Here is a 20,221-nt window from a genome sequence, read left to right as displayed (position 1 = left end):
TCGCTGCTCAACCGTCGCCACGTTTCCGGTCGCGGACCTGACGCATCGCGTCGAGTAAGCCGCCTTTGGCCTCGGTAGGGGCGGCCACCTTTGGTTGTTCGGGAGCCGCGACGGGTGCTGCCGCTTTCTTGGTAGTGACTGGCTCGCTCGGTGCGGCAACGTGCGCCGGAATCACCACTTTTCGTTTGAAACGGAATCGGAACGATTTCGGCCGTATTGCAGCAGTGGCAGATGTGACCAGTCCCGTTCGCCTTTCCAGCACTTCGAGCAGCAAACACACGACAGCAGTAAGCAAGAACCACGGCGCGAGCGGGAACGACCGCGGGCGCCGCGGGAGATCTTTCCAGACGCCCGAAAGGTCGATTCGTTCGACTCCGCCCGTGGACCGCGCGAGCCGTTCGAGTGTTGCGCGCCCGCGGTCATCGCTCGCCCCGAGAGGTGCCGGTGCGTATTCTGGTGAAAACGGCAAACAGACCGGTGGGAGCGATTGCGCTTTTTGTCCCGGGATCGAAACCGTACTGAGCGCCGTTTCCTCGCCCTCTAGCGAAACGTCCGCGACTAGCGTATCGGGTCCGGCCCAAACGAGCGGAACAGTTTCGGTTCGAGGAGCTTCGCCGGGGCGTGCGCGTAACGTGCGAAGTTGCGGAACGCCCGCGAACGGTTCTGCTTTTCGTTCGGGGTCGAGGTGCAACTGAATCCGGTTCACCCCGTTTCGCACTTCTTGTGTCACAGCTATGCCTTCGGCCAACGAACCCGATTGCCCTGCGGTCCAGCGGGCCAAACTCGCGTAAAACTCACCGGTTTCCGGCGATTTCGCAAACGCCCCGGCGAATTTGCCGTCGGCTTCTCCGGTGTAACAGAGCACGCGCCCGGAACCCGCTTGCCACGACGCGACGACCGGCGCCTTGTACTCGTCTCGGCTCACGACGCCTAACGTGGCCTCGGGACGCAGATAACACAGGTTGTAGCCACCGATACTGCGATCGAGCGCGAATGACCGGCCAGCCAGGGCCGTGAGGCCCGCGGTAGCTTGCACGCGGACCGGGTCTTCGAGGAAGCTGTTCCGCGCAACCACGAACGTGTCCTGCGCGAAGAGTCGAGGGAGTTCTTCCGGGCTGTCGGTGATGAAGATGCGCCCGCCCCCGCGCTTCGCCACGTCTTCCAGCAGTGCCGCGTCCTTGTCCGTGTTCTTACCGAGGCCGATGACGCTCACCGTAATACCGGCCTTACGAGTGTTGGCGAGCAGTTCCTTGTAGTTGCCGGGTTGCTCGGCGTCTGCGGCATCGGCGAACAGCACAATGTGCTTGGTTCCTGCTTTCGCGTGGCGAATCATGTCCGCGGATGCGGTGAGTGCTTCGTCGACGTAGATGCCGCCGCCGGAAGACTGAATCCGAAGGATCTTGTCGCGAATGCGGTCCTTGTCTTTTACCAGCCCGAGTTCGGCGATCTCGTGGGCCGAAGTATCGACCGCGAAGCACCCGAACTCGTCCAGCGGGCCGAGCATGTCGAGCACTTGCGCCGCCCCGAGGTTCGCAAGGTCCATCTTTACTCGCCCGCCACCAGCCGGGAGTGCCATACTGCCCGAGCGGTCGAGCGCGACGACGATGGCCAGCGCGAGTTTGCGGTGCTCCTGGCGCAGTTCCATCGACACAGGCATGATCGGCTCCAGCGGCGACTTGTAGTAACCACCGGGACCGTAAGACTGCTTCCCACCGGTGACCATAAGACCGGACCCACTCGCTCGCACCCAACTCGCCAGCGTCTCCATGTTCCGCGTTCCAATTTTCTCGGCGGGAACGTTCTCCAGGATCACGGCCGAGTACCCGGAAAGTTCTTCGAGCGTGAAGTTGAAGCGGTCCGCCGGCATCGCGCGAACATCGAGACCGCCGCCCTTGAGGAGCGCCGTCAGGCCCGAGGACGCGGTCGGGGTGAGGTGCAGGATCGGACGCGGACCGTTCACACCGACTAGTACGCGCGCGGTGTTGTTTTCGGGCACCGGGTCATCGGCCGCGGTGCGCACGCGGACGCGGTAATTTTGACTTCCGGGTTCGGCCGCGCGGTCGCGGAACGTCAGGCGGTTCAGCCCGGCCGTCACGCGCTGTTCGCCGCTGGCGATGACTTTGTCCCCGCGCGTCACCTCGAACCGAATAGTGTCTTCGACGGGTGATTGCACCCAAGCCGTGATGAGAAACCCCTCGCCGGGCGCGACCGCCGTGGGCGCATCGACCCGGGCCACAGCTAGATCACCCGCGGTCGGGCGACTGCGGTGGCGGTAGTCGACCGCGATGCGACGATCCGCAGCTAACCCCGCAAGAGCGGCCGGGTCGCGCCCCGTCCACCTACCATCGGAGAGCACAAGGATGCGTCCGGGCGCGTCCTTCGGAACCAGTGACAGGGCGGCATCGATCCCCTCGCCCAAATTGGACCCGTCCGCGCCGATCTCGTGCGTGAACCCGGAGAACTTGTCGCCACCCGGCGCGCGTTCCACCGCGACCGTTTCCCCGAACGAAACCACGGCGAGCCGGTCGCTCGAACCCATTGCGGAGTGGAGTAAGTCGATGAGTTCCTTGTGGTCGGCGTCCGAACCTGCCGGCATGGACCGGCTGCGGTCGGTTACAACGACCACGGTTCCCGCGCGACTTGGAAATCGCAGTGCCAGCCCTGCAAGCGCGAAAACCGTAAAGAGCACGGTCGCCACGCGGAGTGCGTTCAGCAACCGGCCGGGCAGTGGATATCGCAACAGTGCGGCCAGGAGCGGCACCGCGAGCAGCAGCCAGAGGGGTTCGAGTAGCGTCACGGATTCGCTCCCGTGGCAGGCTTGCGGGCCAACAGCCTCACGTGTAGCGTGGCGATTGCCAGAGCCACCAGCACGAACCACGCCGTCACGTCGCGGTAGTCGTTTCGGAGCGTCGTTTCGTTGAGTTCATCGCCCCAGTGCCCGGTCACGCATTGGGTCAAGTTCGACTCGTCGCGGTTCAGTGTGTTCGCCGCGAACGAGACACTCTCGGTGCCAGCATGCAGCGAATAGATCCCGGGTCGGTCCGCACGAATCGTCGCACGCCGGGCGTACACCGGTACTGTGGATCGCTCGCCCCCGGGCCGCGTGACCTCGACCGAACCGGGGAACGACGTGAGCACCCAGACCGCTTCTTCACCGACGCGCACGTTCGCGCGCTGGAGCCCGGGTTGGAACGTCGACCGCCAGTGAACCAGGTTCCAGACGAGCGCGGGCCATGCGGGTGATTGCGTCAGTGTCGAGAGGTCGGTCCGCAAGCGCAATTGAATTTCGTGTCGCCCGCTCGCGGATTCGGTGTCCGTGAGTAGCGGAACGTTCCCCGCCATGACCACTGGCGAACCGGGCAGCGGGCCTTTTCCTCCGCCCCAAACGACGCCCGTTAAAGAAAGCCCGTCCGTTAACGGGTGAGACCGATCGAGCACGAACGGTCCGGTGAACGCCTCGGCCTCGGCTTCTCGGATCACGCGGACGGTCCACGAATCTGACGCATCCGGTGCTGCTGCGGTACCGTCGACGAAAACGAGGTGCGCGTTCTCTTTAGAGGCGATTGCGGTACCGGTCGCTTTGAGTGCGCGATCGAACGCGGATTGCAACTCCTTGTCAGCGAGTTGCAATCCGTATGTTACTGGCCTGCGCTTTGTGGGAAGGAGCGACACCGAGTTATCGATTTCTAGTTCGTTGTCGTCCACGACAGCGCGCACAGTTCCTGTGCCTTCGGGAAGTTCCAGTACCAACCGCTGGGTTTCGCCAGCAGCCGCGCGCAGTTCTGATCGACGAAGTTCGCGCGCCGGCTGCACCTCTTCGAGCCGGAGCGTTGTTGAACGGGCGTCTGTGGCGAGGTTCGCGACTTCGATCAAGAGGCGGTCGCCGCGCGGTCCAGTAGTGCGGCTCGCGTTCACGAACGCCCAGTTGGGTGTGACCGAACCCAGCGCCCACCAGCGCACGCGCCCCTCTTTGGGCGGCGCGTCGGGGGCGTGGTCCGTGAGTACCAACAGTCGTGCTGATTCACCGCCGAGTTCGAGGGCGAGAGCAACCGCCGAATCGAGCCGCGCGGTGGGCGCCTGGCACGTCCAACCTTCTAGAAGTTGCTCGATCTCGCTCGTGTGCGAAACTGCTTCCCCCAGGATTTGTGGACGGTCACCCGCGAGGACGAATCGCACCGAACTTCGTGGCACTCGGCGGAGGTCATCGAGTAGAGCTTCGACCGCACGTTTTCGCGGCGAATCGGGTGCTCCGGCCCGCATCGAGAACGAATCGTCCAGCACAACGATGAGTGGACCGGCTCCCGTGGGCGCGGGCACGTGAACGCCGGCTGCCGCGAGTGCGAGGAGCGCGAGCACGAGGAGTTCGAGCCAGAACACGAGCGGCAAACGCGGGCGATCGATCTGGCGCCCGCCGTCGGGCGCGACCCGCGCGTCCGACCACAGGAGCAGGCTCGAGACGGGGTGGAGGCGCGAGCGAGTGTGCAGGTAATAGATTGCCGCCAGCGCCGGGAGCGCTGTCAGTCCGAGGAGTGCCAGTGGGGTTGAGAACACCGGGAGCATGGAGCGGCTCGTAAAACCCGGAGCACGAAACTCATTTCGGGGCACATCACCCGACTTCTAACACGCCCGCGGCAATGAGCGGGTCCAGGCGCCAGTCGCGGAGAATGTCTTCGGCTACAACCGTGACAAATATCGCACCGACCGCGCGACAGGCGTCGTGCCAGTGGCCCTGGAGCCGGGCCAAGTTCTCGCGGTACCGCGCGGCGGCCGTGGCATCGATGCGCACCTCGCGCACTTCGTCTGTCTCACTGTCGAGCAGGCGCAGGTGCCCACTGACCGGAGGGTTCGCGTCCGCATGCGCGAGTACCTGAACCACGATCGCGGTCGAAGCGCGATCGGCCAACATACGCGCGGCTTGCCCCGGGTCCGCGTTCCACAACAAGTCACTGAGCAAAACGCGCGCGCTGCGTGGGCGCCACCGAGCCGCGACATCGGCGAGTGCCCGCACGGGACTGTCGCGGTGCTCGAAGCGGATCGCGTCCCATTCAGCCGGTCGGTGCCGGTAGTCCCCGAGTGGTGCGGCTTCGGCACCGAGTTGCCACCCCGAATGCGAGTACCCCGCGTTCGCCGCAGCCGCCGCGAAGAATCCGGCGAGGGCCAGTGTGCCTTGCAACTTCGCCGAACCCGCCAGGGCCATCGATTTCGATCCATCAATGAGCAGATCCAGGTGCGGCGCGACCTCTTCGCGGAACAACTTCACGCTCAGTTGGTCGCTGCGGGCGAACGCGGACCAGTCCACGTGCCGCAGGTCGTCGCCGGGTTCGTACCCGCGGTAGTCGCGGAATTCCAGCGAGGAACCGGCCCGCGCGCCCAGCGCCGAGCCGGTGCGGTTCGCGGGTCCGTGGCGCGGGGTGGTCAGCGCGAACCGCTGGGCCGCCGTCGCGCCTTCCTGGAGGAACGCGGACGCACTCATTCGTCCGCCTCGTATTCCGCTTCGGGCGGGCGGAAATTCATGACTTGCTTCGCGAGCCACGTGACGTTCGCCAGTGTCACGACGCCGGCCCACGCCACCAAAAAGAACCCCGTAAGCGCGACGTGCCCGCCCGAAGACGAGGACGAGACGGCGTCGCCGATCATGACCACGGGATTAGTGAGGTAGAGAGCGATGTAGTCGTCCGTGTAGTAGTACGTGCGCTCAAAGAAGGCGAAGCGGGCGATGTACGGCAGCGTACAGCCGATGCCGAAGAGAAGAGCGGTAATGATCCACGTGTAGCCCGAGCGGAACCCGGAGCCGGACACCGCGCGCCGGAGCACGATCGCCGTGAGGGAATAGCAGTACGCATAAGCGGCGATCAGCACCGCGGTCAGTAGCGGTGCCGTTTCGCGCTCGGGTGCTCCCATCCCCGCGTAGGGTGGGGGCACAACGAGGTACCAGCCGGCGAGGACGAGCGCGGTTAGCCCGGCTCCGATGACTCCGAATGCGAGTCCGCCGGCCGCTCCGCTATAGAGGAAGAATGCTGGTGCTCGGAGGACGGCCCGTCGTGGGATGCGCCGCGCGACCCGCGCCCCCCACTCGTCGCGCTCGCAACTCGCGATCACGATTTGGAGCGAAAAGAACGCGCAGCCCATTACTCCCCAAATGGCCATTGGTTCGGGTCGGCTGATGTACAGGCTCCAGATCGCGAACCCGAGGCCCTCGACCAGCCACAATCCGAGCGTGTAAACTCGCACGATGAACGCCCGGTTCGCGGCCGGCGGGCTAATCAGTGCCACGGCCCAAACGAACAGAAGCCCGATGGTCCCGAATAGCAGGAGCACCAGCCCAGCGCACCCGGCCCAGAACTCGCGCGAACTCATGTCGAAGAACGAGCGCCCCTGGAGGAACTCGGTGGTGAGCACCAACAGACCCGCACCGAGGTAACACATCGGGATGAAGCCGCCCAACCCGAGCAGGATCCGCAGGCCGCGGTTCGCGGGCACGGAAGCCAGAAAGAGCGCGAACGTCGTCCCGAGGAGTACGGTGAGGTAGTCCGCTGTGAGGACTACGAAGATGGTCGGCACGTCCAGCCCGCGCATCACGTAGGCAAACGTCATGAACGGCGCACAGGCGCTGAAGATGAGTAGCGCCAGGGCACCCGCTGCGAACAACTTCCCCGCGAGCACCGCGCGCGGCGTCAGCGACGAAATGAACAGCAGGTCCACGTTGATATCGGAGCGCTCCGCGGCGAGCCGCGCGCCCGTCATCGTCGGGATCAGGATCATGCACGCGCCGAGCAAGATGCCCTGCACGAACATGAACATGTCGCGCCCGATCCGGAGGTTGATATTGTCCGAGTCGGCTACCTCGCGGGTGGTAATCATGAGGAGCATGACCACCAACTGCACCGTGAGGAACAGCAGCAGGAACCAGGCGACGAGCCGACTGTTGACGGCCTGGCGCGTCTCTTTTACCACGATCGGATTGATCCGGTCGCCGACCCGCGTGAGGAACTCGGTCATTGCACGTCCCCCCGCGTGACGTCCAGGAAGATCTGCTCCAGGTCGGCCCGTCGGGGCCGGAATTCGAGGAGCCGGAAACCAGCGCGGATGACGTTCTCCAATAGATCGCAGCAGCCTTCGTCGTCCCCGGAGTGGTCCACTTCCACTGCTCCTTCGATCGGCCGGGCGTCCTCGACCCCCGGCAACTCCAGCACGGCTTTGAGCAACTCGTCGGCCCGATTCAGGGGGCGGATCACAACGGTGCGGTGCGATTTACCCTTGCTGTTCCGCGTGAGGATCTCTTGCAGCGTCCCGGCGCGGAGGATTTTGCCGCGCTCGATGATGACCGCACCGGTGCAGATCTCCGCCAGTTCCGAGAGAATGTGCGAACTGATGAGGATCGCCTTTCCCTGGGAGGCGAGCACCTTGAGCAGTTCGCGCAGTTCGATGCGCGCGCGGGGATCGAGCCCGGCCGCCGGTTCGTCCATGAGCAACACGGGCGGGTCGTGAACGAGTGCCCGGGCGATGCTCACCCGGTTCTTCATGCCCTTGGAGAGCGCGTTGAGGGTCTTGTCGCGGATGCCGAGCAGGTTGGTGAACTCTTCGACGCCCTCCACGGTCTTCCGGCGCTTCTCGCCGCGGATGTTGTACGCGCGGGCGAAGAAATCCAGGTACTCGTGAACCGTTACGTCGCGGTGTGAGGGCAAGTTGTCGGGCACGTATCCGATGTACTTGTGAGCCTTCTCCGGTTCCTCGACCACGGAGACACCGTCGATGGTGGCGTTCCCGGACGTGGGTTCTTCCAGCGTGGCCAGCACGCGCATCGTGGTCGATTTCCCGGCCCCGTTGGGACCGATGAAACCGAAAACCTGGCCGGAGGAGAAGCTGAACGAGATACCGTTGACGGCGTGCGTGTTGCCGTACTGCTTGCGCAGGTTCTGGATCTCAATTTCCATCGCCGCCCTCCTTCAAAATGCCGTACACCACGGTCCGCGTCTTGCGAACGGACGCACCGGGCAGGCCGTCGTCCAGGAACGGAGCCGCGTCCATCACCCCGAGGTATGTGCGCGGAGCGAGCAGCGCCGGCCCGTTGGTCTTCAATCGATCCGGCAGTGTGGCCCATTCACCGGTGTAGAGGCTGCGGAGCGTCGCTTCGCTTGCGGGCGCCGCGATCGCCGCCGGCTTCAACGCGGCGCGCCCGCCGCCCGGAATCGCCTCCGCGAAGAACACCTTGCCGTTCTCGTCCCGGTACCAGAACTGGCTCAGATCGGCTCCCAACCCGTTCACAGCTTCGGGAGAACCGTCGGCACCCTTCGAGATCGTCATGCGCTCGCGCCGCAGTTCGCTCTTGCGGAGCGCGAAGTGGGCCGGGACGCGCGGCGTCAGCCAGCCGGACGTGAAGTGCTGCTCGCGCGTCCAATCGATGCTGAGTGCGGAATTGGAAGACCCGCGGCGGCTGTACGACGACGTGTACGGGTCTTCGCCGTTCTGGTAGCACACCTCGGTTTCCGGGGTGAACCTCAGTCCGCTTCCCGGGAGCAGCGGTGTGTAGAACCCGGTCCAGCCCAGTGACGAAGCGCGGCGGCTGTTCTCGTCGAGTATCGTCACCCCTTCGATCCGGCTGCGACCCTGCCACCCTTCCGTCACGGCCATGTACACCATTACGGTGAGGCACGTAACAAACGACATCAGAGGGACGGTCCAGAACAGCCACAGTTTTCGCTTCTTGCGGGCCAAGAGGATGAGGTTGATTGGCCCGATGGCGATCACGAACACGAACATCAGTGCCAGCAACCCCTTTACCGGGACGCCAATGTCCTCCACGACCGGGAACGTGCGGTTCGCGTCGTTCGGTGTCCGCGTGCGCTGCCACGGCGAGGCCGTACTGGACCACGATTCGAGTACGGGTGTGAGCACCCGCGCCGGGAACGGGGAGAGTTCGGTCTGGTTCGTGGCGATGCACTGTCCGAATCCCGGATTCGCCACAGAAACAGGGTGTTTCGTATCGGCTTTGAGCTTCCAAGGTCCGGGCAGTTGCGGGTCGCGCCCGAGCACGAACAGCGACCCACCGCACTCCACGTACTGCCCGATCGCGTTGAGGGCTTCGGTCGACATGCCGCGAAGGTCGGTGGCGGTGACCACAACGCCGTCGTACCGCGTGTAGCTGAGCCAGTTCGTGCTCCACTGGTCGGTCGACTGGTCCGCGCGAATGGTCTCCGCCGACACGTATTTTCCCGCGGACTGGAACTGGGTCTGGGAGTGCGTGACCCAGTCCGGAAACCGCGTATCAACGCCCTTGCTGTACAGCACGAGCACTTGCGTGCCGGGACCGCGGGAGGGACTCGAGGAGCCATACGAGTAGTAGCCGCGCGAGCTGCTCCCGGTTCCGACCGGCAGTGCTGACTCTTCTTCGCGCCCGTCGATGGTGACGCCCGCGCCGTTCCCTCGAAGTTCGATCCGTTCGGGGTAAGCGAGGATCACTTTGGCGCTCTCACCCGCTCCAACCGTTACGTTCTTGGAGACGGCCCGGAGGTGATCGCCCCCGTAAGAGTAGCTCGACTTCGGGTAGGTGATGCGGACTTCGTGGGCGGCTTGCGCCGACCGATTAGTGACGAGGAACTCGACCTCGGCGTACCCGTGGGTCGCCGTGCCGCGCGGCTCGCTCTTGATTGTGACTTCAATGTCGCCGTACTTGGCAGCGTGGGCGAGCGAAGAAGCGAAGAAGACCGCGAGGAACGCGGCCACCAATCGCGCGACCGATCGTCCCCGCTCGTTCAGGGCTTCACGCACGGTTCACCTCGGCAACTGTCAGATCGCGTGGGAGGTTCAAACCGGCCTCGTCCGTCTTTTCGAGCAACTCGCGCACGATCGCGAACGCATCGACCGCGTCGAGCCGGGCCTTGTAGTTGAGGATGAGCCGGTGGTTCAGAACCGCGGGCGTCACCGCGCGAACGTCGGCGAACCCGACCGTCGGCCGGCCCGCGAGGAGTGCTGCCGCTCGTGCCGCCTCCGCAATCGCGATCGCGGCCCGCGGGGAGGCGCCGAACGTCACGTAGGCTTTCACCAGCGGTGTCGCTTCCGGTGAACTTCCGTGCGTCGTCGCAACGAGACGCGACACGAAGCGCGCAACCGGGCGCGGTAAGAAGATGCGGTCCATAACTCCGAAGACGTCGCGCAGTTGCTCGGCGCTCATCGTCCACGTCGGTTGAGGCGGTTCCCCGCGGCGCCGCGAACTGATGATGCGGTCCAGCGTGTCCGCGTCTGCCGGAGCAACGACGAGTTTGAACAGGAACCGGTCCAGTTGGGCTTCGGGCAGCGGGTACGTACCTTCGAGTTCTATCGGGTTCTGCGTCGCGAGCACGAAGAATGGATCGGGGAGCGGCCGGGTCGCACCGAGCAGTGTGACGCAGCGTTCCTGCATCGCTTCGAGCAGGGCCGACTGTGTTTTCGGCGAGGCGCGGTTGATTTCGTCCGCCAGAAGCAGGTGCGTGAAGATCGGGCCGGCGCGGAACACCATTTCGCGCCCGCTCCCGGACACCTCTTGCAGGATGTGCGAGCCGAGGATGTCTCCGGGCATCAGGTCCGGGGTGAACTGCACGCGCTTGAAATCCAGCCCGAGGAGCTGGCTGAGCGCTTTGACGAGGGCTGTTTTCCCGACGCCGGGAACGCCTTCGAGCAGGACGTGTCCCCGGCTCAGGATGCCGATCAGCACGAGGCGGTGCAGGTCGGGCCGCCCGAAGAGCATCGTGTCGAGTTGTTCCAACAGTTGACCGGCGAGTTCGGTCGCCGGCTTCAGTTCGTCGGGTTCCAGCAGCGCGGCGGGCTTCGCGGTGTCGGGCATGCGGGCCTCATTCCATTCTGGACCGGACGAACCGGGCCGACCGAACTCGGGAAAATGCTTCGCGAACGCGAACCAGGATCACTTCACGGGCCGATCGAAGTAGCGACCGACCGCGCCGCGGTGCTGTGGCAGTACGGGCGCGGCGTTTGCCGAGCCTCCCCCGACCGCGGCGCCGGTCAATCCACCCGATTGCGGCGTGCCCGCGTTATTGTCTCGCTTGGGCGGCAACTTACTGACGCCCGAGAGTTGGCTCTCTTTCAGCGCCGAGAGTTCGGACGGCGGCAGCGCTTCTTCTTTGAACTTCGTTCCGTCCTCGTTCGCCCGGTCGCCGAAGTTGAGGGCCGTATTTCCGGGGCCGTCGTCACCTAGCCCGCCGTTCCCCTCTTGGTCCTTGAGCCCTTCTTTCAGGCTGGCCTTCTTGTTTTTCACGAGATATTTGGCCAGGGCATCTGAGTCACACTGGCCTCCTTCGCATGCTTTAAGCTGGTCCGCGTCGATGAGTTTGGCGTTGTGCAGTTTCTTGCCCATCTTCGAGATCGACCCTTTACCACTCTTGGCGGCGGCGGCGAGCTTCGCCAGTTGCTCGGACGTCAGTTTGCCTTCCTTGAGTGCTTCCGCCAGTTCCGCACCGAGTTCGCTTTCCAGAGCGTCGCCTTCTGTTGCGGCTTTCTGAGCGAGCGCGGCCAGTTCCTTCATCAGTTCGGCAGCTTCTTGCGGATCGAGACCCGCCGCGGCCTTTTGAAGCGCTTCGGCTGCGGCATCGAGCTGACCCAATTGATTCGCCTGACGCGAGTTCTTTTCAGCCGCTTGTCGCGCGACCTGACGCACCACGTCGTTCAGGTGGTCGAGCGCTTCGAGCGCCTTGGCGGGATCTTTGCCGGTGGACTGCGAGCGCAGCTCTTCGATCTTCTGCTTCAAGTTCTCCGCGCGGTCGGGGTCGAGGATCTTTTCTTCTTGCAGCACGCGGACCTGATCCGCGAGCCGGTCCGCGGGGCGGTTAATATCGAGCGGCGTATCGTTCACCGCGAGGCTGCGTGCGGGAATCAGGAAGCCGAGCGCAACGAACACGATTGCCAGCGTGAGGAACCCGAGCGGGCGCTGGGCGCGCCAACGGAGGGTGGGCATCTCGGCCGCGGGCTTGGCCTGCCACTGTCCGAGGTCGCATTCGGCGCCGGCCATGAGCAACCCGCCGCACTCACCGCGCTCATCAAGGAGCGCCCGAACTACGTTCCGATCGGGCAGACTGCGGAGCGCCGACCACACTGCGAAACCGAGCGCGAGCGGAAGTCCAATCGCGCCCCACGCGAGTGTGGGGACCGAGGTGCCCTGCGTGGCCTTCAGTACGAGGATCGCGGTGCCCCACAGGAAGGCCCAAACGGTCACGGCGGCAACGGACTGACGGAGAACGAACCAACGGGTGAGATGGTTGTAGAACCGGCCGACCAGTTGCTCGTCGTGTGACATGAGACGCGCCTTGTGAATCGATTAGGTTCTGTACGTATCGTTGTATCAGACCGAAGAATGATGAGGAAGTCAAGCCGCGAGTCGTGTTCGCGTTGCGACTCCTCGAACAAGTAACGTCCGTGCTCGGAACCCAATTCAACCGCCGTTTTCGTTGAACGTTCTTCGACTTTCGCTGATCGCGCGAAAGTGGAGCTACGTCACGACGCCCCACCAAACCACCCAACGCGACCGACTTGAATAATTCTCAGTGAAAGTAGGCCGCGAACCCTTGAAACACATCGACTTCCGCGGGGTGTAGCCGTCCGAGCGGTTGCACCCAAAACGCGGCGGAGTGGGCTTCCGGGCGGGGGAAACTTTCTCGCCCGTTGTTTGACCGGAGAGCGACTTGGGGCAATGCTCAATTCGGTGATGAGTGCCCCGCACTTCTCCCGTACATGGAGGTCCGCTGTGAAAGTGCGTGCTCTTTTCTCGTTGACTCTCGTTGCCGGCTTGTCCGGCTCCGCGATCGCGACCCCTCCGGCTCCGCTCCCGGTTTCTGCTTCCGCCGCGAGCGCTAACCCGAACCAAACCCTCGCCGACGACGTGGCGTTCAAGCTCCGGTCCACCGGGAACGCGAGCGGCGCCGACGTGTCGATCGTGGCCCAAGAAGGCACCGTGACCCTGGCGGGTACGGTTAAGGACGCTGCCCAGAAGTCCCGCATCATCGCGGACGCGAAGGCCGTGACCGGCGTCGTGATCGTGAGCGACAAACTCCGGTCGATCACGGCAGGCGTGGTGCAGGTCCAAGACCTGGCCCCGATCGCGCCGACCCCGCTCGGCCCGACCGGTATCCCGATGAACGCGCTGGCCCCGAACCACCCCCCGGTCGGCAACCCGATCGTGGAACCGGCTCCGCTCGGGCACCCGGGTCAGGCCGCGCCCGACATGCAAGCCCCGAACATGCCGCCCTATGCGTGGCCGACCTACGCTCCTTACGGGAACGTCAGCCGCGTCGCGTACCCGCAAGCGTACCCGTACAACGCCTTCCCCTTCATCGGGCCGTACTACCCGTTCCCGAAGGTTCCGCTCGGCTGGCGGAAAGTGACCCTCGAATGGGACGACGGCCACTGGTACCTCGGTCGCCAGGCTGCTCCCCACGACTACTGGCGCGTCAAGTTCTGGTGAGATCCAGTTAGGCCGAGTTGAGTAATTCGCGTTCGGCGGGGTTTATCGCCTCGCCGAATGTCATTTCCCGCAACACATTCGCGCCTCCCAATCTGCTTCGGGTAACAAAAGATAACATTTCGGGTTCCAGAGCGATCTCTGGGGTACTGACCGGCCGGTGAACTCGCTAAGCGCCGAATTAATAAGCGTTTAAGTCGTAATCAACTCTGCCTCGACACGGCCCCGAACGCTGACAACGGCTAACATTTCGCGGTCTTTTGTTAGCATTCGGTCCGTGGTCGGTTCATGTTCGGTGGCTACCCACGCAGACACCACCTCGCTACGGCAAATTATACACTAGTGGACAAAGGATTACAAATGGTTTCGCTCCTCGTTTCACGATGGCACTCGGGTTCGGCTTCGTGTAGTTAGAGGGAGTTGCGCTTCACTCCCTCCCCACACCAAATTCCCATGTCACGAGCGCTGCTACTCGCCACGATTGCTGTGTGCCTCCCTCAACCCGCGCGGGCGGCTGATAACCCACCAGCAGACCCATTCACGCGAGACAAACTCGTCGCGTGGTGCATTGTTCCGTTCGACGCGAAAAAACGAACCCCGACGGAACGGGTGGAGATGCTCCAGAAGATCGGGTTTAAAAACTACGCCTACGACTGGCGCGCGGAGCATCTTCCGACGTTCGATGAAGAGGTCGGATTGCTGAAGAAAGCGAAGATCGAACTGACGGCAGTCTGGTTTCCTGCGAACCTCGGTCCGGATGCTCAGAAGCTCCTTGAGGTCATCAAGAAGCACGACATCAAGACGCAACTCTGGGTCACGATGGGCGACCCTGTGGGGAAGGACCAGGCCGCGAAAGTCGAGAGCGCGGTGAAGGTATTGAAACCAATTGCGGAAGAGGCCGCGAAGTGTGGGTGCAAACTCGCGCTGTACAACCACGGTGGCTGGTTCGGGGAGCCGGAAAATCAGGTCGCCATTATTGATGCGCTTAAACTCAAGAACGTCGGCATCGTGTACAACTTGCACCACGGCCACGATCACTTCGACCGGTTCCCGGCAATCCTCAAACTGATGAAGCCGCACTTGCTCGCGCTGAACATCAACGGCAGCACGAAGGGTGGGGATAAGGTCGGCAAGAAGATCTTGCCTCTCGGTACAGGCGAACTGGATTTGACTCTACTCCGCGCCATCCGCGACAGCGGGTACAGCGGGCCGATTGGCATTCTGGGACACACGCAGGACGACGCAGCCGAGCGCCTCGCGGATAACCTTGATGGACTGGGATGGTTGCGTCGGGAGCTTGCCGGCAAAGAGCCGGGGCCGCGACCCACTTACCGCACGTGGAAGTGATCTGCGTTGGCTCATGAGGCGGTAGAGGTGGAGGCTGGTCGCAACTCGTCGCCAGACAGCGCACACCGCTAAGCCTCCACCTCTACCGCCTCATGAGCCTCTGCGTTTATCCGCGGTTCACGCCTTCTGTTCTCCCCGCTCGGCCTCTGTCACAGGGCGCTGAGCCATTTGCTGTGCATCGAGTCCGCCGTCCACCGCGAAGACACTCCCGGTGCTGTAACTCGCGCGGTCGGACGCGAGGAACACGTACCACCACGCGACGTCTTCCACCGTTGCGATTCGGCGAATCGGGATCTGGGCGATCACGGCTTCGCGCTCGGCCGGTGAGGATTGCAACCCGAAGTCGGTGAGTGGCGTTTCCACCAGCCCCGGCGCAACTGCGGCTGTGGTAAAGCCGTGTGGGGCGAGTTCGACTGCTAACTGCCTCGTGAGAGCGTTTACTGCACCTTTGCTCGCGTCGTAGAGCGTATGGAGCGGTTCGGAGCGGGTCGCGTTCAGCGAGGTGCTGAATAGGATTCGGCCCCCGCGCTTGGCGGCTTGGGCGCGCCGAACGAGCTCACGCGACAGGGCGACGGGAATCCACACGTTGAGCCGGAAAATGAAGTCGAAGTGGTCTCGCGTGATCTGAGCCAGTGGCGGTTCTTTATACGTGCCGAGGTTGTTCACCAGCACATCGATTCCGCCGAACGCGGCCCACGCTTCCGCGACGAGTCGCTCAGGTTCGCCGTCCGCGAGTAAATTTGCCTGCACGTATCGGGTGTGCTCGTAGTCGCTGAGCAAGCGCTGTACTTCCGGGCAACTCGTGAGCGGTTTTTCCGAGGTCACGACCACCTTCGCCCCGCTCGCGGCAAACGCCTGCGCGACGCCGAGCCCGATACCCTGGCTGCTCCCGGTAATGAGTGCCGATTTACCACCTAACATGTCAAATCTCCGGCTCGCCGCGGAAGCGAGTACCGCCTAACGTAGCAACCGCACCGCAACGGGAGTACCACGATGAGAAGCACCGAAGCCCGCGTGTACATCGACTTTACGGAAGAACACGATCGGTTCCTTCCCGAAGGGCCGCGCTGGGCGACGATCGGTGGGCGGCCGGCGCTGGTGTGGGTCAACATCCAACTGGATGCGAGCGCACGCGAAGGCGAGATTAACGTTCACTTCCCCGGCACTGATGGAAGCAGCGATTCGGGGCTAGCCTGTCCCGGCCGACCGGGGTTCGTTCTTCCCACAGCGGATACGGATTGTGTTCTCGTTGGGGTAGAGAAACAGCTACGGATCTGTAACCTCGTCGACTCGACCTGGACCGAGTCGCTCGCGACCATTCCCGATGACAACCCGCGAACGATCATCAACGACGCCGAAATTGTTCCCGGTGGAAAAGCCGTTGTCTTCGGCACGAAGGACACGCAGTTCGACGCCGACGCGAAGCTCGCTCAGTTGTACCTCTACACCGCCGATGACGACCAAGTGACCGTGTTGGTGGACAAGCAGGTCTGTTCCAACGGGAAGGTGTTCGCGAGCGATGCGAACGGGCTGATTCTGTTCGACATCGACACCCCAACGCGGAAGGTGGTGCGCTACCGGCTCGATGTGGCGGCCCGCACCGCGACTCCCGACGGTGTGGCGCTCGATCTCGCGAATCAGGTTGGGTTCCCGGACGGGATGTGTGATTGCGGCGACGGGACCGTGATTGTCGCGTTCTTCAATCCGGACTTCGCCGAGAAGGGCAGGGCGGTGCGGTTTTCACTGGCAACGGGTGAGGCACTCGAAGAGTGGACTACACCCGGTTCGCCGCGCGTCACATGCCCGCTACTCGTGAAGCGACCAAGTGGCGTGAAACTTCTCCTCACCACCGCATCCGAAGGCATGCCCGCCGACATGCGGGCGAAGTGCCCGAATGCCGGCTGCCTGTTCATCGCGGATACTCAGTTCGCTGATTGCCCGGCGCCCGAAGTCGTTCAGTTGTCGTAAGTTCAACTCGCGAGGCACTCGCGCAGGAACCGGACGCCGTGTTCGATGTCGCGGAACCGGTCCGCTTGCGTGCCCACTTCGCGCTCGATGCACAGCGGGCCGGCGAAGCCGATCCGCTGGAGCGCTTTCACGAACCCCTTCGTGTCCGTTTGGCCGGTGCCGAGCGGAACCTCTTCGCCCCACGACCCCTTTACGGTCGGGCGCTTGGCGTCCTTGAGGTGAACGCTGCGGATGTCGGGCGCGAGTAGATCGAGCACCTTGAGCGGCTCGTCCTTGTCGTAGAGCAGCATGTTCGCGGGGTCGAAGTTCACCTTCAGGTTCGGCGCTTTCAGGTCATCGAGCGTGCGCCGTAGCAGCGTCGCGGACTCCTGACCCGTCTCGAACGCCACAATAACGCCCGCTTGCTTCGCGAGATCCGCGACCTGCGTGAGCGTGTCGAGGAACGCTTTGCGCTCGGGGGCGCCCACTTCGGGAATGAACCCCGCGTGGAGCATGAGGTCGGTTAATCCCAGTTCTTTCGTGCGCGCCAAAGCCCACTTGAACCGCTCCAGGCGCTCCGGGCGCGTGGCAGGGTCGCCAAACCCGCCGGTTTTCTCGATCGTTTGCGGGGTCGTGTAGTCCTCGCCGGGGAACCCTAGCATCGCGCCGGACATCTGGAACCCGGCCGCGCGTGCCGCCGCGGGCATCGCGTCGCCTTCCGCCCAGCTCGCGTGGTGGGGGTCGCCACACGCAATTTGCACAACATTAATTCCCAGTTTGTCGAGAAAGCCCTTCAACTCCGGAACGTTGGTTACCTGGAGCGACCAACTACAAACCCCGATCGTGAGCGGCGGAATCGGCATGACGAGATCCTCGAAACGTGGAGCGTCTCGCCGCGATTGTAATGACTCACCCCGCCGGTGTCGCGAAACGAACGACATAGATCCCAACGGGAGGCGTTGTCGAGAATGTCCGTCCGTGTCGGACCGCCCGACAACCTTTGGAAGTGCGCCGCAGGAGGCGGACAGTCGAAATGAAAAATTTAAGTAGTTGAATGGTAATTACTTACGTAGTTTTTGAGAGGTTTTTAATCCTTTTGGCAGGCCGAATGCAATGATTCCTTTCGTTACGCAGTAGTAGCAGGAAATAAACGGCTCTTTACGAGTCTTATCACCGACCACGCTCCACGTCGCCCAGGAGCACGGGTCGGGGTTGAGGACGGCGCGTCGCCCAGGTTCGCCCTACGCGCCGTCCTCCCCCGTCCGGTTTTCAACACATCTCCGCACTTCCCACGCGATTTCTGCCGAGTACACTCGAAGCGACCGTTCGCCGCGCTGCGCGGTACGGGACCGCTCCTGGAGGTACGATGGCTGCCAAGCTCAATCGCCGAAAGTTCCTGGCCGCGTCAGCAGTCGCGCTGACCGCCCCCTCGATCATTCGCGCCCGTAACGCGAACGAGCAACTCAATCTCGCGGTGATCGGGGTCGCGCACCGCGGTGCAGAGAACCTGAAGGGCTTAGGCTCAACCCACGAAAACATCGTGGCACTCTGCGACGTCGACCCGGACAACGCGAAGAAGGCACGCGCCGAGTTCCCGGAGGCCGCTTTCTACACCGATTTCCGTCGGATGTTCGACAAACTGGCGAGGGGCATTGACGCGGTGGTGGTGAGCACGCCGGACCACACGCACGCGCTGCCCACGTGCATCGCCATGAGTTTGGGGAAGCCCGTTTACTGCGAAAAGCCGATGGCCGAAACGGTGGCCGAAGTGCGCCACATGCGGGAACTGGCTGCGAAGTACAAAGTCGTGACACAGATGGGCACGCAGATCCACGCGGGCGAAAACTACCGCCGCGTGGTGGAGATCGTGCAGTCCGGGCTGCTCGGTGACATCACGCAAGTTCGCGTGTGGAACAGCAGCAAGCCGGTGGGCGGGAAGCGGCTCGCGACCAAGCCGTCGGCAAAGTTCGACCTCGACCTCTGGCTCGGGCCGACCAAGGCCGAGTTCTTTGAAGCGGAGATGAACAAGTCGGGCTGGAACTTCGCGTGGCCGCACTTCCACTGGCGCTGGTGGTGGGAGTTCGGCGGGGGCACGCTCGCGGACCTCGGCTGCCACTACATCGACCTGCCGTACTGGGCGCTCGGACTCACCTCGCCGACGTCCGTTTCTGCGACCGGAAGTAAGAACTATACCGGTGACAACACCACGCCGGACGTGATGCAGGTGGCGTACACGTTCCCCGCAACGAAGACCCGCCCCGCGGTCAAGTTGTCGTGGGAACACGGAGGGACCGGGCCGAATGGTGGTAAGGACATCTACAAGGGCTACGACTCGGGCATTTTGTTTGAGGGGACGAAGGGGAAGCTCGTCGCGGACTACGGCAAGTACCTGATTCTACCGGGCGAGTTCGCGAAGGGGTTCAAGGCGCCGGAAAAGAGCATCAAGCCGTCGATCGGGCACCACAAGGAGTGGACCGAAGCGATTAAGGGTAACGGTACCACGCTCTGCAACTTCGAGTATTCGGGGCGCCTGGCCGAAGCCGTACTTTTGGGGAACGTCGCGTATCGTGCTGGGAAAGAGATCCGCTGGGATGCAGAGAAGGGCACGACCGGCGATGCCAGCGCAGATGTGTTCTTGAGCCGCGAGTACCGCAAGGGATGGGAACTGCCGAAGTAAGTGTTTTTCGGGCGGGCACAGCAGCACTTACAGGAACTGCTGGCCCGCCTTGATGAGTCCGACGAGTAACACGTCTACTGCAAGCACGAGGAGCACGCACGCGACCACGCTGTCGGTCGCGGCGCGGCCCACGCCCTCGGACCCTTCGCGGGCGTTCAGTCCGATGAAACACCCCGTTACGCCAACGACCAAACCGAACACGAGTGTCTTGAGGCCTGCTGGCACCACGTCTTGTAGGAGCAACTCGCGCACGGCCGCTGTGTCATACTTCAAATAGGTTGTCGAACCGGTGACTTGCTCGGCGATGAATCCGCTGCCGAGCGCGGTGGCAGCAATCAAAACGTGTAGAACCGGCACTGCGAACACGCACGCGACGATCCGCGGACCGACCAATCGACGCAGTGGGGACACGCCGAGCAGTTCAAGCGCGTCGATCTGTTCTGTAACGCGCATCGAAGCGAGTTCCGCACCCAAACTCGCGCCCGTGCGCGCCGCGACGATCAATCCCGCCCCAACCGGCGCGAGTTCGAGCAGCACGGCTGCCGCGAGGAATGTGGGCAGATACTCCACAGCGCCGGTCCCGGTGCGCGCGAGCACATCGCGCGTGTGCATCCAGATCACGACTCCGAGCGCCAGACCCGTGACGACTGCGAGCGGGAGCCCGCCAACGACGACGCTGTAAAACGGTCGGAGCCACTGCCCGAATCGGGGAAACGCGGTGGCAGAAGTGGGCACGGCTCGCAGCGCGAACGCCACGAGCCGGCCGAATCGTTCGAGATTAGTGATCGCGTTGAGCACGCTTGGCG

Annotated in this window: 15 protein-coding genes; 4 read left to right on the top strand and 11 right to left on the bottom strand. The window is 63.5% G+C overall.

Going from position 1 to position 20,221, the window contains the following annotated elements; genetic code table 11:
- Positions 1-7 precede the first annotated feature (7 nt).
- The 8 genes from VT84_RS18715 to VT84_RS18680 form a co-directional block, all read right to left on the bottom strand.
- On the bottom strand, positions 8-2,797 hold the full coding sequence (locus VT84_RS18715; RefSeq protein WP_082840579.1) for a VWA domain-containing protein: 2,790 nt from the start codon (positions 2,795-2,797) through the stop codon (positions 8-10).
- Positions 2,794-4,560 (bottom strand): vWA domain-containing protein, encoded by a 1,767-nt coding sequence (locus VT84_RS18710; RefSeq protein WP_082840578.1) that lies wholly within the window; start codon positions 4,558-4,560, stop codon positions 2,794-2,796. Before VT84_RS18710 ends, VT84_RS18715 begins: the two co-directional genes overlap by 4 nt.
- Positions 4,561-4,606: 46 nt before the next feature.
- Positions 4,607-5,473: a DUF58 domain-containing protein gene (locus VT84_RS18705; protein ID WP_052554417.1), complete on the bottom strand. Its 867-nt coding sequence runs from the start codon at positions 5,471-5,473 to the stop codon at positions 4,607-4,609.
- Complete coding sequence (locus VT84_RS18700; RefSeq protein ID WP_082840577.1) at positions 5,470-6,999, bottom strand: hypothetical protein; 1,530 nt, start codon at positions 6,997-6,999, stop codon at positions 5,470-5,472. The genes VT84_RS18705 and VT84_RS18700 overlap by 4 nt, the downstream gene beginning before the upstream one ends.
- Positions 6,996-7,934, bottom strand: coding sequence for an ABC transporter ATP-binding protein (locus VT84_RS18695; RefSeq protein ID WP_052554414.1), 939 nt, complete (start codon positions 7,932-7,934; stop codon positions 6,996-6,998). The genes VT84_RS18700 and VT84_RS18695 overlap by 4 nt, the downstream gene beginning before the upstream one ends.
- A complete protein-coding gene (locus VT84_RS18690; protein ID WP_082840576.1) occupies positions 7,924-9,768 on the bottom strand; it encodes a hypothetical protein in 1,845 nt (614 codons plus the stop codon). The genes VT84_RS18695 and VT84_RS18690 overlap by 11 nt, the downstream gene beginning before the upstream one ends.
- Positions 9,761-10,819, bottom strand: coding sequence for an AAA family ATPase (locus VT84_RS18685; RefSeq protein ID WP_082840575.1), 1,059 nt, complete (start codon positions 10,817-10,819; stop codon positions 9,761-9,763). The genes VT84_RS18690 and VT84_RS18685 overlap by 8 nt, the downstream gene beginning before the upstream one ends.
- A gap of 78 nt (positions 10,820-10,897) precedes the next feature.
- Positions 10,898-12,283, bottom strand: a complete 1,386-nt coding sequence (locus VT84_RS18680) for a hypothetical protein (RefSeq protein WP_082840574.1) — start codon at positions 12,281-12,283, stop codon at positions 10,898-10,900.
- Between the two features lie 447 nt (positions 12,284-12,730).
- On the opposite strand from VT84_RS18680, the gene VT84_RS18675 reads away from it, so the two are divergent.
- Together VT84_RS18675 and VT84_RS18670 are read left to right on the top strand one after the other, a co-directional pair.
- Entirely contained in the window at positions 12,731-13,447 is a 717-nt protein-coding gene (locus VT84_RS18675) for a BON domain-containing protein (protein WP_162271768.1), read from the top strand.
- 450 nt (positions 13,448-13,897) lie between these two features.
- Positions 13,898-14,791 carry a sugar phosphate isomerase/epimerase family protein gene (locus VT84_RS18670; protein WP_082840572.1) on the top strand — a complete coding sequence of 298 codons (894 nt, stop codon included), beginning with the start codon at positions 13,898-13,900 and terminating at the stop codon, positions 14,789-14,791.
- A gap of 117 nt (positions 14,792-14,908) precedes the next feature.
- Here the strand turns inward: VT84_RS18670 and VT84_RS18665 are convergent, their stop codons facing one another.
- On the bottom strand, positions 14,909-15,712 hold the full coding sequence (locus tag VT84_RS18665; RefSeq protein ID WP_082840571.1) for an SDR family NAD(P)-dependent oxidoreductase: 804 nt from the start codon (positions 15,710-15,712) through the stop codon (positions 14,909-14,911).
- A 72-nt stretch (positions 15,713-15,784) separates the two neighbouring features.
- Here VT84_RS18665 and VT84_RS18660 point away from each other — a divergent pair, with 72 nt between their 5' ends.
- The gene (locus tag VT84_RS18660) at positions 15,785-16,759 is read left to right on the top strand and encodes an SMP-30/gluconolactonase/LRE family protein (protein ID WP_082840570.1); all 975 of its coding nucleotides are present in this window, start codon (positions 15,785-15,787) and stop codon (positions 16,757-16,759) included.
- 2 nt (positions 16,760-16,761) lie between these two features.
- On the opposite strand, the gene VT84_RS18655 is transcribed toward VT84_RS18660, so the two are convergent.
- On the bottom strand, positions 16,762-17,601 hold the full coding sequence (locus tag VT84_RS18655) for a sugar phosphate isomerase/epimerase family protein (RefSeq protein ID WP_082840569.1): 840 nt from the start codon (positions 17,599-17,601) through the stop codon (positions 16,762-16,764).
- A gap of 503 nt (positions 17,602-18,104) precedes the next feature.
- On the opposite strand from VT84_RS18655, the gene VT84_RS18650 reads away from it, so the two are divergent.
- A complete protein-coding gene (locus tag VT84_RS18650) occupies positions 18,105-19,415 on the top strand; it encodes a Gfo/Idh/MocA family protein (RefSeq protein WP_082840568.1) in 1,311 nt (436 codons plus the stop codon).
- A 27-nt stretch (positions 19,416-19,442) separates the two neighbouring features.
- Here the strand turns inward: VT84_RS18650 and VT84_RS18645 are convergent, their stop codons facing one another.
- Positions 19,443-20,213 carry an MlaE family ABC transporter permease gene (locus VT84_RS18645; protein ID WP_082840567.1) on the bottom strand — a complete coding sequence of 257 codons (771 nt, stop codon included), beginning with the start codon at positions 20,211-20,213 and terminating at the stop codon, positions 19,443-19,445.
- Between the last annotated feature and the right edge of the window lie 8 nt (positions 20,214-20,221).

The organism is Gemmata sp. SH-PL17, assembly GCF_001610855.1.
GTDB lineage: Bacteria > Planctomycetota > Planctomycetia > Gemmatales > Gemmataceae > Gemmata > Gemmata massiliana.
The sequence above is the reverse complement of the archived record's forward strand: the minus strand, read 5'-3'. Positions and strand labels throughout refer to the sequence as shown.

Coding starts and splice junctions, on each gene's coding strand:
- VT84_RS18710 (WP_082840578.1), bottom strand. CDS start 4,560: ATGCTCCCGGTGTTCTCAACCCCACTGGCACTCCTCGGACTGACAGCG.
- VT84_RS18655 (WP_082840569.1), bottom strand. CDS start 17,601: ATGCCGATTCCGCCGCTCACGATCGGGGTTTGTAGTTGGTCGCTCCAG.
- VT84_RS18700 (WP_082840577.1), bottom strand. CDS start 6,999: ATGACCGAGTTCCTCACGCGGGTCGGCGACCGGATCAATCCGATCGTG.
- VT84_RS18665 (WP_082840571.1), bottom strand. CDS start 15,712: ATGTTAGGTGGTAAATCGGCACTCATTACCGGGAGCAGCCAGGGTATC.
- VT84_RS18680 (WP_082840574.1), bottom strand. CDS start 12,283: ATGTCACACGACGAGCAACTGGTCGGCCGGTTCTACAACCATCTCACC.
- VT84_RS18670 (WP_082840572.1), top strand. CDS start 13,898: ATGTCACGAGCGCTGCTACTCGCCACGATTGCTGTGTGCCTCCCTCAA.
- VT84_RS18660 (WP_082840570.1), top strand. CDS start 15,785: ATGAGAAGCACCGAAGCCCGCGTGTACATCGACTTTACGGAAGAACAC.
- VT84_RS18705 (WP_052554417.1), bottom strand. CDS start 5,473: ATGAGTGCGTCCGCGTTCCTCCAGGAAGGCGCGACGGCGGCCCAGCGG.
- VT84_RS18695 (WP_052554414.1), bottom strand. CDS start 7,934: ATGGAAATTGAGATCCAGAACCTGCGCAAGCAGTACGGCAACACGCAC.
- VT84_RS18650 (WP_082840568.1), top strand. CDS start 18,105: ATGGCTGCCAAGCTCAATCGCCGAAAGTTCCTGGCCGCGTCAGCAGTC.
- VT84_RS18685 (WP_082840575.1), bottom strand. CDS start 10,819: ATGCCCGACACCGCGAAGCCCGCCGCGCTGCTGGAACCCGACGAACTG.